General features: G+C 58.6%; 13 protein-coding genes and 1 tRNA gene. 10 read left to right on the top strand and 4 right to left on the bottom strand.

All coding sequences use genetic code 11. The features are described from left to right. Window positions 1–29 precede the first annotated feature (29 nt). The gene (dnaK, locus tag ASD46_RS06470) at window positions 30–1,931 is read right to left on the bottom strand and encodes a molecular chaperone DnaK (RefSeq protein ID WP_003514373.1); all 1,902 of its coding nucleotides are present in this window, start codon (window positions 1,929–1,931) and stop codon (window positions 30–32) included. A gap of 287 nt (window positions 1,932–2,218) precedes the next feature. Continuing rightward, a tRNA-Ser gene (locus ASD46_RS06465) sits at window positions 2,219–2,308 on the bottom strand. A 222-nt stretch (window positions 2,309–2,530) separates the two neighbouring features. Here ASD46_RS06465 and ASD46_RS06460 point away from each other — a divergent pair. The 10 genes from ASD46_RS06460 (at window position 2,531) to deoA (ending at window position 11,757) form a co-directional block, all read left to right on the top strand. Then, window positions 2,531–2,848, top strand: a complete 318-nt coding sequence (locus ASD46_RS06460) for a hypothetical protein (RefSeq protein WP_013635245.1) — start codon at window positions 2,531–2,533, stop codon at window positions 2,846–2,848. Between the two features lie 75 nt (window positions 2,849–2,923). After that, a complete protein-coding gene (gene msrA, locus ASD46_RS06455) occupies window positions 2,924–3,574 on the top strand; it encodes a peptide-methionine (S)-S-oxide reductase MsrA (protein ID WP_025592056.1) in 651 nt (216 codons plus the stop codon). A 214-nt stretch (window positions 3,575–3,788) separates the two neighbouring features. After that, on the top strand, window positions 3,789–4,781 hold the full coding sequence (locus tag ASD46_RS06450) for a BMP family lipoprotein (RefSeq protein ID WP_003514392.1): 993 nt from the start codon (window positions 3,789–3,791) through the stop codon (window positions 4,779–4,781). Window positions 4,782–4,864: 83 nt separating this feature from the next. Beyond that, on the top strand, window positions 4,865–6,370 hold the full coding sequence (locus ASD46_RS06445) for an ABC transporter ATP-binding protein (RefSeq protein ID WP_003514394.1): 1,506 nt from the start codon (window positions 4,865–4,867) through the stop codon (window positions 6,368–6,370). Window positions 6,371–6,377: 7 nt separating this feature from the next. Then, window positions 6,378–7,481, top strand: a complete 1,104-nt coding sequence (locus ASD46_RS06440) for an ABC transporter permease (RefSeq protein WP_025592059.1) — start codon at window positions 6,378–6,380, stop codon at window positions 7,479–7,481. Between the two features lie 6 nt (window positions 7,482–7,487). Continuing rightward, window positions 7,488–8,459, top strand: a complete 972-nt coding sequence (locus tag ASD46_RS06435) for an ABC transporter permease (RefSeq protein ID WP_003514401.1) — start codon at window positions 7,488–7,490, stop codon at window positions 8,457–8,459. 19 nt (window positions 8,460–8,478) lie between these two features. After that, a complete protein-coding gene (locus ASD46_RS06430) occupies window positions 8,479–8,868 on the top strand; it encodes a cytidine deaminase (RefSeq protein WP_060641876.1) in 390 nt (129 codons plus the stop codon). Next, on the top strand, window positions 8,868–9,668 hold the full coding sequence (locus ASD46_RS06425) for a purine-nucleoside phosphorylase (protein ID WP_003514406.1): 801 nt from the start codon (window positions 8,868–8,870) through the stop codon (window positions 9,666–9,668). The genes ASD46_RS06430 and ASD46_RS06425 overlap by 1 nt, the downstream gene beginning before the upstream one ends. A 2-nt stretch (window positions 9,669–9,670) precedes the next feature. Then, entirely contained in the window at window positions 9,671–10,444 is a 774-nt protein-coding gene (gene deoC / locus ASD46_RS06420; RefSeq protein WP_025592063.1) for a deoxyribose-phosphate aldolase, read from the top strand. Continuing rightward, a complete protein-coding gene (deoA, locus tag ASD46_RS06415; RefSeq protein WP_076843886.1) occupies window positions 10,441–11,757 on the top strand; it encodes a thymidine phosphorylase in 1,317 nt (438 codons plus the stop codon). The genes deoC and deoA overlap by 4 nt, the downstream gene beginning before the upstream one ends. Here deoA and ASD46_RS06410 read toward each other — a convergent pair. Next, window positions 11,750–12,271: a TIGR02281 family clan AA aspartic protease gene (locus ASD46_RS06410; protein ID WP_025592066.1), complete on the bottom strand. Its 522-nt coding sequence runs from the start codon at window positions 12,269–12,271 to the stop codon at window positions 11,750–11,752. The genes deoA and ASD46_RS06410 overlap by 8 nt on opposite strands. Before the next feature lie 135 nt (window positions 12,272–12,406). Continuing rightward, a complete protein-coding gene (gene upp, locus ASD46_RS06405) occupies window positions 12,407–13,036 on the bottom strand; it encodes a uracil phosphoribosyltransferase (protein ID WP_003493096.1) in 630 nt (209 codons plus the stop codon). Window positions 13,037–13,111: the final 75 nt, after the last annotated feature.

Here is a 13,111-nt window from a genome sequence, read left to right as displayed (position 1 = left end):
GTATCGACAGGAGACGGGAAGTCACGCGATTATGCGGACTTCTTGTCGTCCTTGATTTCCTCATAGTCGGCGTCGACGACGTCGTCCTTGCCGCCTTCTCCGTTAGCGCCTGCTTCAGCCTGCTGCGCTTCGTAGATGGCCTGACCGAGCTTCATGGAAACTTCCATGAGGGTCTGGGTCTTTGCCTGAATGTCGTCGGCATCCGGTTCGGAAGCCTCAACGGCCGTCTTCAGGCTGGCAATGGCGTCTTCGATAGCCTTGCGGTCGGTTTCGGAAACCTTGTCGCCATATTCCTTCACCGATTTCTCGGTGGAGTGAACGAGGCTTTCGGCCTGGTTCTTGGCTTCGACACCCGCACGACGCTTCTTGTCGGCTTCGGCATTGGCTTCAGCGTCCTTGACCATCTTCTCGATGTCGGCGTCGGAAAGACCACCGGAAGCCTGGATACGGATCTGCTGTTCCTTGCCGGTGCCCTTGTCTTTCGCCGAAACCTGCACGATGCCGTTGGCGTCGATATCGAAGGTCACTTCGATCTGCGGAACGCCGCGGGGTGCCGGCGGCAGGCCGACGAGGTCGAACTGGCCGAGCAGCTTGTTATCCTGTGCCATTTCGCGCTCGCCCTGCGAGACGCGGATCGTCACGGCCGACTGGCTGTCTTCGGCGGTCGAGAAGGTCTGGCTCTTCTTCGTCGGGATCGTCGTGTTGCGATCGATCAGACGGGTGAAGACGCCACCCAGCGTTTCGATGCCGAGCGACAGCGGCGTCACGTCGAGAAGCAGAACGTCCTTGACGTCGCCCTGCAGAACGCCGGCCTGAATGGCGGCGCCCATGGCAACCACTTCATCAGGGTTCACGCCCTTGTGCGGCTCCTTGCCGAACAGCTGCTTGACGACTTCCTGCACCTTCGGCATGCGGCTCATGCCACCAACGAGAACGACTTCGTCGATCTCGGCAGCGGTAACGCCGGCATCCTTGAGGGCAGCCTTACAAGGGGCGACGGTGCGCTGCACCAGATCGTCCACCAGGCTTTCGAACTTGGCGCGGGTCAGCTTCAGCGTCAGGTGCTTCGGACCGGAAGCATCAGCCGTGATGAACGGCAGGTTGATTTCGGTCTGCTGCGAGGACGAAAGTTCGATCTTGGCCTTTTCGGCAGCTTCCTTGAGGCGCTGCAGAGCGAGCTTGTCGTTCTTCAGGTCGATGCCCTGATCCTTCTTGAACTCGCCGGCCAGATATTCGACCAGACGCATGTCGAAGTCTTCACCGCCGAGGAAGGTATCGCCGTTGGTGGACTTCACTTCGAAAACGCCGTCGCCGATTTCCAGAACGGAAATATCGAAGGTGCCGCCGCCAAGGTCGTAAACGGCGATGGTCTTGCCGTCCTTCTTGTCGAGGCCGTAAGCGAGGGCTGCCGCGGTCGGCTCGTTGATGATGCGCAGGACGTCCAGACCGGCGATGCGGCCGGCATCCTTGGTGGCCTGGCGCTGGGCGTCGTTGAAGTATGCCGGAACGGTGATGACGGCCTTCTCGACCTTTTCGCCGAGATAGGATTCAGCCGTTTCCTTCATCTTCTGAAGGATCATCGCGGAAATCTGCGAAGGGGAATAGTTCTTGTCCTGAGCCTTCACCCATGCGTCGCCATTGTCGCCCTTGACGATTTCAAAGGGAACGAGAGCCTTGTCCTTTTCGACGGTCGGGTCTTCATAACGGCGACCGATGAGGCGCTTGACCGCAAACAGGGTGTTGGTCGGGTTGGTGACCGCCTGGCGCTTGGCCGGCTGGCCGACAAGGCGTTCGCCATCGTCGGAAAATGCCACCATGGATGGCGTAGTGCGCGCGCCTTCCGCGTTTTCAATAACTTTCGTGTCCTTGCCGTCCATCACTGCAACGCAGGAATTGGTTGTGCCAAGGTCGATACCGATTACTTTTGCCATGCTCTTCTCTCCTTGAAGCGAGCTGTCGGAACCCCGTGAGGCATTCCATGGACAACTCCTTGACTTGGATTTGCAGTATTCGCTGCTGTTATGCGGCGTATATAAGGAGCGATTTTTCCTGCTGCAAGGCGCAAGAGAGGGTGAAGCGCTGCAAAAAAGCGGATGAAACCCCTGTCTGTGCAGAAGCATAGCCATCAAGGCATGCAGAAGGGCAAAAACGTGACTTTGACTGCCACGGTCATGGCGATGCGGAGGCGCGTTTATAAAGTCATTGAGGTGAGGTGAAATGGCGGACAGGGTGGGATTCGAACCCACGGTACGCTTTCACGCACACACGCGTTCCAGGCGTGCGCCTTAAACCACTCGGCCACCTGTCCTTTTTTCAAATCTGCATGTTTTGAGGAATGCAAATCACTGGAACGGCGCGATATATACCGATGAATTCGCTGGGATCAACACGAATCTGACAGTTTTTTGAATTGTCGGCAATTTCCTGCCTTCCGATGCGATTGCAAACCGGTTTTCCCGCCTTTATCGATGCAATATATATCTTTCAAAACATGGCTGTCGAAACGACGGGCCGCAACCGAGGTATCCTGATGAAAGCTTTTTTGCGGTTTTTGAGCTTTCTTCTTCTCATTGCAGCTGTTTTTCTTGGCGTACTCGATTCGATCCGCTCGGTTTCCACATCCTCGGTCAATATCACCGGCATCCTGTCCGTCTGGAACTATCTTCTTCCTGCCTCGCGCACCATGGTGGAAACGGCCTTGGCTCACTATATTCACCCTGAAGCGTGGCGCTTCATTGAAAATGCCCTGTCGGGACTGCCGGCATTTGCTTTTTTCCTCGCGCTATCCCTGCTTTGCTGGATGGCCGGTTACAGGAAGCGCAAAGTGATGAGGCGTTCGTCAGTCTGAATTTATCAACTAACAGCGCGCGCCCCGCAGATGTGAACCCTGAGAAGCGGCATAATCGGCCGCACGGAGGACCGAATGTTCCTGTTCGATACGCTTTCAAAAAAGACGACGATGCCGACCGAAGAGACGGCTTTGCCCGGCCGTGAAGAGGCGCTTGCCGTGCCCGAGCCCCATTTCGTCAATGGCCGGCCCTTGAAGGGGCCTTATCCCGATGGTTTGGAAATCATCTATCTGGGTATGGGTTGCTTCTGGGGTGCGGAGCGCCTGTTCTGGCAGACGCCAGGTGTGTGGGTGACGGCGGTGGGTTATGCCGGCGGTTTTACCCGCAATCCCACCTATCAGGAGACGACGACGGGCCAGACGGGCCACGCCGAAGTTGTCAAGGTCGTCTACGATCCGGCCGTCATCTCGCTGTCAGGCCTGCTCAAGATATTCTTCGAGGAGCATGATCCGACGCAAGGCATGCGGCAGGGCAACGACGTCGGCACGACCTATCGTTCCGCCATCTATGCCAATACCGAAGGCCAGTTGCAGCAGGCGCAGAAGGCGCACGACGCTTTTCAGCAGGCTTTGGACGAGGCGGGGCATGGCCGCGCCATCACCACCGAAATTGGACCGCTTGAAACATTTTATTACGCGGAAGACTATCACCAGCAATATCTTGCCAAGAATCCGGGCGGTTACTGCGGGCTCAGGGGAACCGGCGTAAGCTGCAATATCGACTAGATTTTTTGCACGTTGCCCAGGTGGAAAGACCAAAAAAACGCCAGAATAAAGTTTTTCCACCGGGTCAAAAAAACCGGATGAATTTTTCATTGAGCCATGCAAGGATATGAGCCAAGCACAGCCGGGATAACGGCTGGCGGTTCCGCAGACATTCCCGGTCAACGGGTTTGCGGGAGGACCCTTAAAATATCAATTGCAACAACAGGGCTGCACAATGAAAAAATCCCTTCTGACGCTTTTTGCGCTCGCCGCCATGTCGGCTTCCGCGCTTGCTGCCGATATCAAGCCGGCATTGGTTTATGGTACGGGCGGCAAGTTCGACAAGTCGTTCAACGAAGCCGCCGCGGCTGGCGCTGAAAAGTTCAAGGCAGAAACGGGCATCGAGTTCCGCGATTTTGAACCGACCAGCGATACGCAGGGTGAGCAGGCTATCCGCAACTTCGCCAGCAAGGGCTTTAACCCGGTTGTTGCCGTGTCCTTCGCCTGGACGTCGGCCATGGAAAAGGTTGCAGCCGAATTCCCTGACACCAAGTTCGTCATCGTCGATTCCGTCGTCGAGCTGCCGAATGTCCGCTCGGTCGTCTACAAGGAGCACGAAGGCTCTTATCTCGTCGGTCTTCTGGCAGGCATGGCCTCCAAGACCGGTAAGGTCGGCTTCATCGGCGGCATGGATATTCCGCTGATCCGTAAATTCGCCTGTGGTTATGCGCAGGGCGCCAAGGCTGCCAACGACAAGATCGAAGTCTTCCAGAACATGACCGGCACCACGGGTGCGGCTTGGAACGATCCGGTGCGCGGTGGCGAACTGACCAAGAACCAGATCGACCAGGGCGCTGACGTGATCTACGCGGCAGCCGGTGCGACCGGTATCGGCGTGTTGCAGACCGCTGCCGACAACAAGAAATTCTCGATCGGCGTCGATTCCAACCAGAACCACCTGCACCCCGGCTCGGTTCTGACCTCGATGGTCAAGCGCGTCGATCTGGCCGTCTACAACGCCTACAAGGATGCCAAGGACGACAAGTTCACCCCCGGCATCGTTGCTCTCGGCGTCAAGGAAGACGGCGTTGCCTATGCTCTCGACGACAACAACAAGGCCCTGATCACGCCGGAAATGACCGCCGCCGTGGACAAGGCGAAGGCCGACATCATTGCCGGCACCATCAAGGTTCATGACTATATGGCGGACAATTCCTGCCCGAAATGATATGATATGTGTCTGGGGCGCATGGTGATTTTTCACCTTGCGCCCTTTTCATATCCAGCCTTCGGAGAGGTTTCGGTTTGAGTATGGACCCAGCAATCGAACTCGTGGGCATCGATAAAAAATTCGGTGCCGTTCACGCCAATAAGAATATCAACCTGACCGTTGCCAAGGGTACGATCCACGGCATCATCGGGGAAAACGGTGCCGGAAAATCGACCCTGATGTCGATCCTCTACGGTTTTTACCAGGCAGATGCCGGTGAAATCCGGGTAAACGGTGCGCCGGTATCGATCCGCGACAGCCAGGCTGCGATCAGTGCGGGCATCGGCATGGTGCATCAGCATTTCATGCTGGTGGAAAATTTCACCGTGCTGGAAAACGTCATGCTGGGCGCGGAAGGCGGCGCATCGCTTGCCAAGGGCAGGGCGGCTGCGCGCAAGGAGTTGAAGCGCCTTGAAGACGACTACGGGCTGGAAGTCGATCCGGATGCTGTGATCGAAGAACTGCCGGTCGGCCTGCAACAGCGCGTCGAAATCCTGAAAGCCATGTATCGTGGCGCCGAAATCCTGATCCTCGACGAGCCAACCGGCGTTCTCACGCCTGCGGAAGCCGATCATCTTTTCAAGATCCTCGGTGTCCTGCGTGAGCAGGGCAAAACCGTCATCCTCATCACCCACAAGCTGCGCGAGATCATGGCGATCACGGATTCCGTCTCCGTCATGCGCCGCGGCGAAATGGTGGCGACCCGCAAAACCTCCGAAACCAGCGTTGAGGAACTGGCCGAACTGATGGTCGGCCGTCGCGTGCTGCTGCGGGTGGAAAAAGGCGAGACGACGCCGGGCGAGGTTCTCCTTTCCATCCGTAATCTGACCGTCAAGGACAGCCGGGGCGTCACCATGGTGGACGATGTCTCGCTGGATGTCCGCGCCGGTGAAATCGTCGGCATCGCCGGTGTGGCCGGCAATGGCCAGTCCGAACTTCTCGAAGCGATCGCAGGCATCCGCAAGCCTTACTCGGGCGAGATATGGGTGGCCGGGCAGAAGGTTGACCGGCCCGATCCGTCCATTCTGCGCGAACTCGGTCTCGCACATATTCCGGAAGACCGGCACCATATGGGGCTGGTGCTGAAATTCGAGGAATATGAAAATTCCATCCTCGGCTATCACCATGACGAGCGTTACGGCAAAGGCCCTTTCCTCAACCCCGAGGCCATCCGCAAGGATGCGGTCGAAAAGATCGAGAAATACGATATCCGCCCGCCGAACCCGCAGCTGAAGACCGCCAATTTTTCCGGCGGCAACCAGCAGAAGATCGTCGTCGCCCGCGAAATCGAGCGTGACCCCAAGATGCTGATCATCGGCCAGCCGACCCGCGGTGTGGATATCGGCGCCATCGAATTCATCCATCGCCGCATCATCGAAATGCGCGATGCCGGCAAGGCGATCTTGCTGGTTTCGGTTGAACTCGATGAAATCCGTTCCCTTTCGGACCGGATCATGGTCATGTTCGCCGGGCGTGTCGTTGGAGAAAAAACGGCGGAAGCCGAAGAACAGACGCTGGGCCTGATGATGGCCGGCATCGCCGCATGAGGCATGAATGAGCACCGCTTCCGTACCCCTGCCAAACTGGATCACCTACGGCCTCCTGCCGTTTTTAAATGTAGTTACCGCATTTCTGATTTCAGGCCTCGTCGTCTGGTCGATCGGTGAAAATCCGCTCGCGGCGCTTCGCCTGCTCATCGAAGGGGCGCTAGGTCGTGGCGATGCCATCGGCTTCACGCTGTTCTATACGACGAGTTTCATCTTCACCGGCCTCTCTGTGGCGGTCGCCTTCCATGCCGGTCTGTTCAACATCGGTTCTGAAGGCCAGGCCTATATTGGCGGACTGGGCGCGGCGCTGGTGGCGCTGGCGCTCGACCGTTATGTGCCGTGGTATGTGACTATGCCCTTCGCCGTCATCGGCGCTGCGGTTTTCGGCGCGGCCTGGGCGTTTATTCCGGCATGGCTGCAGGCAAAACGCGGTAGCCACGTCGTCATAACCACCATCATGTTCAACTTCATCGCTGCGGCGTTGATGGTCTATCTGCTGGTGAACGTGCTGATCGTGCCGGGCAAGATGGCGCCGGAAACGCGCACCTTTCTGCCGGGTGGGCAATTGCCGAAGCTCGACTGGCTGATGGCGCTGTTCGGCCTGAAGCTCGGGCCGGCGCCGTTCAACGTCTCCTTCATCATCGCACTGGTCATGTGTTTTCTCGTCTGGGTGCTGATCTGGCGCACCAAGCTCGGTTATGAGATGCGCACGCTCGGCGTCAGCCCCTCGGCCGCCGTCTATGCCGGCATTCCCTATGCGCGCACCGTCATCATTGCCATGCTCATTTCCGGCGGTCTCGCAGGTATGATGGCGCTGAACCCGGTCATGGGCGCGTCCGCCCGCTTGCAGGTGGAATTTGTCGGCGGTGCGGGTTTCGTCGGCATCGCCGTGTCGCTGATGGGGCGAAGCCACCCGCTCGGCATCCTGTTTTCGGCGCTGCTGTTCGGCATTCTCTATCAGGGTGGTGCAGACCTCTCCTTCGAGATGCCGAATATTACCCGTGAGATGATCGTCGTCATCCAGGGTCTGGTTATCCTGTTTGCCGGCGCGCTCGAATACATGTACCGGCCGGCGATCGTCCGCATCTACCAGCGCTTGGCAAAGGGGTGAGCTGATATGGATTTCTTCGATATGCTGGTCAGCATTCTCGGCTCGACCGTCCGTCTCACCATCCCGCTTCTGTTTACGGCGCTTGCCGGGCTGTTTTCCGAACGCGCGGGCGTGTTCGATATCGGACTTGAAGGCAAGATGCTGGCGGCAGCCTTTGCTTCGGCTTGTGTCGCCTATCTCACCGCAAATCCCTGGGCCGGCCTGCTTGCGGGCATTGCCGTCTCCATCTTGTTTTCGCTGATCCACGGCTTTGCCGTCATCACAAATCGCGGCAACCAGATCGTGTCGGGCGTGGCGCTCAACTTCATTGCCGCCGGTCTGACGGTGGTTCTGGGGCAGGCGTGGTTCGGGCAGGGCGGGCGCACGCCGCAATTGCCTGGCGAAGGCCGTTTCGCACCGATCATCCTGCCTGGTGCGGATGCGATGCGCGAAGTGCCTTTCATCGGCCCGCTCTACGCCAATGTCATTTCCGGCAACAACATCCTGACCTATCTCGCCTTTCTGGCGGTGCCGCTGTCCTGGTGGGTGCTTTACCGCACCCGTTTCGGCCTTCGCCTGCGCGCGGTGGGTGAAAATCCGGGCGCGGTCGATACGGCGGGCATTTCGGTGACATGGATGCGTTACCGCGCCGTCATCGTTGCCGGCTTCCTCTGCGGTTTTTCGGGCGCCTATCTAGCCGTTGCGCAATCGGCGGCCTTCATCGCCAACATGTCGGCCGGTAAGGGCTATATCGCACTCGCCGCGCTGATCTTCGCGAAATGGAAGCCGGTGCCGGTCATGTTCGCATGCCTCCTCTTCGGTTTCCTGGATGCTTTCGCCAACTTCATGCAGGGCAAATCCGTGCCGGGTATCGGTGAAGTGCCGGTGCAGATTTTCCAGGCCATGCCCTATATTCTGACCTGCATCCTGCTTGCCGGTTTCATCGGCGTCGCCAAGCCCCCCAAGGCCGGTGGCGTTGCCTATGCGAAGGAGCGTTAAATCCATGTCCCGTGAACCAATGTCCCATCAGTTGTTCGAGGCAGCGGTGGAGGCCATGGCCTTTGCCCATGCGCCCTATTCGAAATTCCCTGTCGGTGCGGCAATCCGCGCTGAAGACGGCAAAATCTACAAGGGCGCCAATATCGAGAACCTCTCCTTCCCTCAAGGCTGGTGCGCCGAGCCTTCGGCCATCAGCGCCATGATCATGGGTGGAGCAAAGAAGATAAGCGAGATCGCCGTCGTCGCGGAAAAGCTTGCTCTTTGCCCGCCCTGCGGCGGCTGCCGGCAGAAGATCGCCGAATTCGCCTCGCCAGACACCAAGGTCTATCTCTGTGACGAAACCGGTGTTCAGAAGGTCATGACCATGGATGAACTTTTGCCCTTCAGCTTCAAGACCGAGCTGCCCTGATGCCGGATACGCTGATCGATATTCTGGTGGAGCGTCTGAATGGCCTGATGCCGCGCATCGCCATCGTGCTGGGCTCAGGCCTGGGGTCGCTGGTGGACGAGGTCAGCGATGCGATCCGCGTGCCTTATGCCGAACTTCCCGGTTTCCCTGCAAGCGGCGTTTCTGGCCATGCGGGCGAGTTGGTGGCCGGATATCTCGGTGGCGAGCCGGTAATGATGCTGTCCGGCCGGGTGCACTATTACGAAAAAGGCGATCCGGCCGCCATGCGCGCGGTCATTGAGGCGCTCGCCGGTCTTGGCGTGCAGTCGCTCATCCTCACCAATTCCGCAGGCTCGGTCAGGCAGGACATACCGCCCGGCTCGGTCATGCAGATCACCGATCATATTAATTATTCCGGCATGAACCCGCTGATTGGCGAAGAGAGCGACAACCGCTTCGTCGGCATGACAACGGCTTATGATCCGGACCTGATGCTCGCCATGCGTAATGCCGCGATCCGCGCGACGGTGCCCTTGTTCGGCGGCGTCTACATGTGGTTTTCCGGCCCGAGCTTCGAAACGCCGGCGGAAATCCGCATGGCGCGGCTGCTGGGTGCGGATGCCGTCGGCATGTCCACCGTGCCGGAAGTCATCCTCGCCCGCTTTTTCGGGATGCGCGTTGCCGCCGCATCGGTTATTACCAATTACGGTGCCGGCATGACTGGCGCTGAACTGAGCCATGAGGAAACCAAGGACATGGCTCCGGTAGGCGGCAAGAGGCTTGCCGCCATCTTGAAAGAAATGATCGCAGGAGGAGCGTGACCATGGAACTCCAGCGTCCGCGCGAAGCGGCTGCCCTGACACTATCCTTGCTGGACCTGACCAACCTCAAGGAAGACTGCACGCCCGAGCAGATTGCTGCTTTGTGCCAGAGGGCTCATACCGAATACGGCAATACCGCCGCGATCTGCATCTGGCCGCGTTTCGTCGCCCAGGCGCGTGCCGCTTTCGGAAAAGACCATGCGATCCGTATCGCCACGGTCGTCAATTTTCCTTCGGGCGATCTGGATGTTGCGACCGTGGTGGCGGAGACCGAGGCAGCTATCCGCGACGGTGCCGACGAAATCGATCTGGTCATCCCCTATCGTAAGTTCATAGCAGGCGATGAAACGGCCGTTTCCGAGATGGTGGCTGCCGTACGCAAGGTCTGCGTCCCACCCGTTCTTCTCAAGGTCATTCTCGAAACCGGCGAGCTGAAGGACAAGGCTCTCATTCGTCGTGCTTCCGAACTCGCCATTGCCGAAGGGGCCGATTTCATCAAGACCTCAACAGGTAAGGTCGCCATCAACGCCACGCTGGAAGCCGCCGATATCATGTTGCAGGCGATCCGCGACAGCAGGCAGAAGGTGGGCTTCAAGCCTGCCGGCGGTGTCGGCACGGTGGAAGACGCCACGCTTTATCTGCGGCTGGCGGAAACAATCATGGCGCCCGACTGGGCCATGCCGTCCACGTTCCGCTTCGGCGCTTCCGGCGTTCTCGATGATGTCCTGAACGTGCTGGCCGGTGGCGAACCGGCCAAGGCCGCCAGCGGGTATTGAGCTTGATCCCGCAGGAAATCATCCGCCGCAAACGTGATGGCCTGCCGCTTGCGCCGCAGGAGATTGCCGCTTTTATCGAGGCGCTGTCCAAGGACGGCATATCGGAAGGCCAGGCCGCTGCTTTTGCCATGGCGGTGTTTTTCCGGGGTATGAACCGCGACGAGATGGTGGCGCTGACACTCGCCATGCGCGACAGCGGTGATGTCCTGTCCTGGAACGATATTGGCAGGCCGGTGGCGGACAAGCACTCGACCGGCGGCGTCGGCGACAATGTCTCCCTGATGCTCGCCCCGATCGTTGCCGCCTGCGGTCTTGCGGTGCCGATGATTTCCGGCAGGGGTCTTGGCCATACCGGCGGCACGCTCGACAAGCTGGAAGCGATCCCCGGTTACGATGTGATGCCGGACGAAGCCCTGTTCCGCCGGACGGTCAAGACGGTCGGCTGTGCCATCATCGGCCAGACGGGCGATCTCGCCCCCGCAGACAAGCGCCTCTATGCTATCAGGGACGTGACTGCGACGGTGGATTCCATCCCGTTGATCACCGCCTCCATTCTGTCTAAGAAGCTTGCGGCCGGACTTCAGACGCTGGTTCTGGATGTGAAGGTCGGCAACGGCGCTTTCATGCAGAGTGTGGAGGATGCCCGTAATCTCGCCGTCGCGCTGGTCGATGTGGCAAATGGCGCAGGCCTGCCGACGACGGCTCTTATAACCGACATGAACCAGCCGCTTGGCGATGCCGCAGGCAATGCGGTCGAAATCGTCAATTGCCTGGACTTTCTGGCTGGCCGCAAGGCGGGAAAACGTCTCGAAAAGGTGGTTCTTGCCTTTGCTGCGGAAATGCTGGTGCAAGCGGGCAGCGCGGCCACTCTGGATGAAGGCGAGGCGCTGGCTGAGGCCGCCCTTTCCTCCGGGCGTGCCATGGAAGTCTTTGCGAAAATGGTCGCAGCACTTGGCGGGCCTGCGGACTTTGTCGATCATCCATCGCGTTACCTGCCATCGGCGCCGGTCATTCTCCCGGTTTCGGCTGAGCGCAGCGGCTGGCTGGCATCCTGTGCGACGCGCGATCTCGGCATGGTCGTTGTCGAGCTTGGCGGCGGCAGAAGAATGCCGTCAGACAAGATCGACCCTTCGGTCGGGATTTCCGATATCCTGCCGCTCGGCACAAAAGTGGAAAAAGGCGAACCAATCGCCTGCGTCCATGCGGCCTCTAAGCAAGAAGCGGAACTTGCCGTCAAAAGGATTACGGCCTGCTATGGGGTTGCTGACACTGCGATGGAAACCAGCACTGTGGTCCTCGAGCGAATTACCTGACCAGCCTCATTTCGCCACCCGATACCTTGAATGACGATAGTTGTTTCAGGAAGCTCATGCCAACAAGCATGTTGCTCAACGCATTATCTTTCAGCACCATGGCGTCGACATTCTGGACCCGGATCGTGCCGATTTCCACCCGGTCGAGCTTCAGATAGGCCGCCATGGTCTGGCCGTTGGCGGTTGATATCGGATATTTGAAATCGAGGCTGTTGACGCCGAAACCGAGCCGCCGGGCGATCGTCTCATTGATGGCAACCATGGAGGCGCCGGTATCGACAAGCCCGTCGAAAGATTTACCGTTGATACGGAAGGCGGCGTTGAAGTGGCCGCGTGCGTCCGCTTTCAGATTGACGCCACCAAGCGAAACGGGTTCCGGTTTGACGGCTTCCGATTTGACTTCGGCTTTTTTTACCTTGGCTTCCGGGCGCGGCTGAAATTTTTCCACCAGCGCCGGAATCTGCGTGGCGCTGACCGAAAGACCGATAAGCAGAAAAATCGTACGCGCCAGCAAGTCGTCGCTCCTGAGAAGGCAGGGTTATCCCTATGCAGAATAGACGCAAAACATGCTGAAATCTTAAAAGAAAAAAGCCATTCGCCGCTTGTTGGTCGGCGAATGGCTCAAACGGTTAAGCGATGATGAACGGTGTTATTTCGTGCCGTACATGCGGTCGCCCGCATCGCCGAGGCCGGGAACGATATAACCCTTTTCATTCAGCTGCTTGTCGATTGCGGCAGTATAGATCGGCACATCGGGATGCGCTTCACGGAAATTCTTGATGCCTTCGGGTGCAGCCAGCAGACACAGGAAGCGGATGTTCTTCGCGCCCCGCTCTTTCAGCTTTTCAACCGCAGCGATGGAGGAGTTGCCGGTCGCCAGCATTGGATCGACGACGATGATAAGGCGGGCATCGAGGCTTTCAGGAGCCTTGAAGTAATATTCGACCGCCTCCAGCGTATCGTGATCGCGATACACGCCGATATGCGCAACACGCGCCGAAGGCACGAGCTCGAGCATGCCTTCCAGAAGGCCGTTGCCGGCACGCAGGATGGAGGCGAAAACCAGCTTCTTGCCCTCCAGCACCGGAGCCTCGATGGTTTCGAGCGGCGTATCGATGGTTTCCATCGTCATTTCAAGGTCGCGCGTCACTTCATAGCAGAGCAGCGTCGAGATTTCCCTGAGCAGGCGGCGGAAGCCGGCTGTCGAGGTTTCCTTCTTGCGCATGATGGTAAGTTTGTGCCGCACCAGCGGATGTTCGATGACTGTGACGCCGTCCATGAAACTGGCCTTCCTTTTTTATCCTGTGCCCCTGTAATTCACCGAAAGCAGGCTTTTCGCAAGCCTTCTTCGCGG

This window comes from Rhizobium sp. Root491, from assembly GCF_001427205.1.
In the GTDB taxonomy this organism is placed as follows: domain Bacteria; phylum Pseudomonadota; class Alphaproteobacteria; order Rhizobiales; family Rhizobiaceae; genus Agrobacterium; species Agrobacterium tumefaciens.
The sequence above is the reverse complement of the archived record's forward strand: the minus strand, read 5'-3'. Positions and strand labels throughout refer to the sequence as shown.

What these genes read in the sequence shown, in the direction of transcription:
- msrA (WP_025592056.1), top strand. Translation starts at nt 2,924, where the DNA reads ATGTTCCTGTTCGATACGCTTTCAAAAAAGACGACGATGCCGACCGAA.
- ASD46_RS06425 (WP_003514406.1), top strand. Translation starts at nt 8,868, where the DNA reads ATGCCGGATACGCTGATCGATATTCTGGTGGAGCGTCTGAATGGCCTG.
- ASD46_RS06440 (WP_025592059.1), top strand. Translation starts at nt 6,378, where the DNA reads ATGAGCACCGCTTCCGTACCCCTGCCAAACTGGATCACCTACGGCCTC.
- upp (WP_003493096.1), bottom strand. Translation starts at nt 13,036, where the DNA reads ATGGACGGCGTCACAGTCATCGAACATCCGCTGGTGCGGCACAAACTT.
- ASD46_RS06445 (WP_003514394.1), top strand. Translation starts at nt 4,865, where the DNA reads ATGGACCCAGCAATCGAACTCGTGGGCATCGATAAAAAATTCGGTGCC.
- ASD46_RS06430 (WP_060641876.1), top strand. Translation starts at nt 8,479, where the DNA reads ATGTCCCATCAGTTGTTCGAGGCAGCGGTGGAGGCCATGGCCTTTGCC.
- ASD46_RS06435 (WP_003514401.1), top strand. Translation starts at nt 7,488, where the DNA reads ATGGATTTCTTCGATATGCTGGTCAGCATTCTCGGCTCGACCGTCCGT.
- ASD46_RS06450 (WP_003514392.1), top strand. Translation starts at nt 3,789, where the DNA reads ATGAAAAAATCCCTTCTGACGCTTTTTGCGCTCGCCGCCATGTCGGCT.
- ASD46_RS06460 (WP_013635245.1), top strand. Translation starts at nt 2,531, where the DNA reads ATGAAAGCTTTTTTGCGGTTTTTGAGCTTTCTTCTTCTCATTGCAGCT.
- dnaK (WP_003514373.1), bottom strand. Translation starts at nt 1,931, where the DNA reads ATGGCAAAAGTAATCGGTATCGACCTTGGCACAACCAATTCCTGCGTT.
- deoC (WP_025592063.1), top strand. Translation starts at nt 9,671, where the DNA reads ATGGAACTCCAGCGTCCGCGCGAAGCGGCTGCCCTGACACTATCCTTG.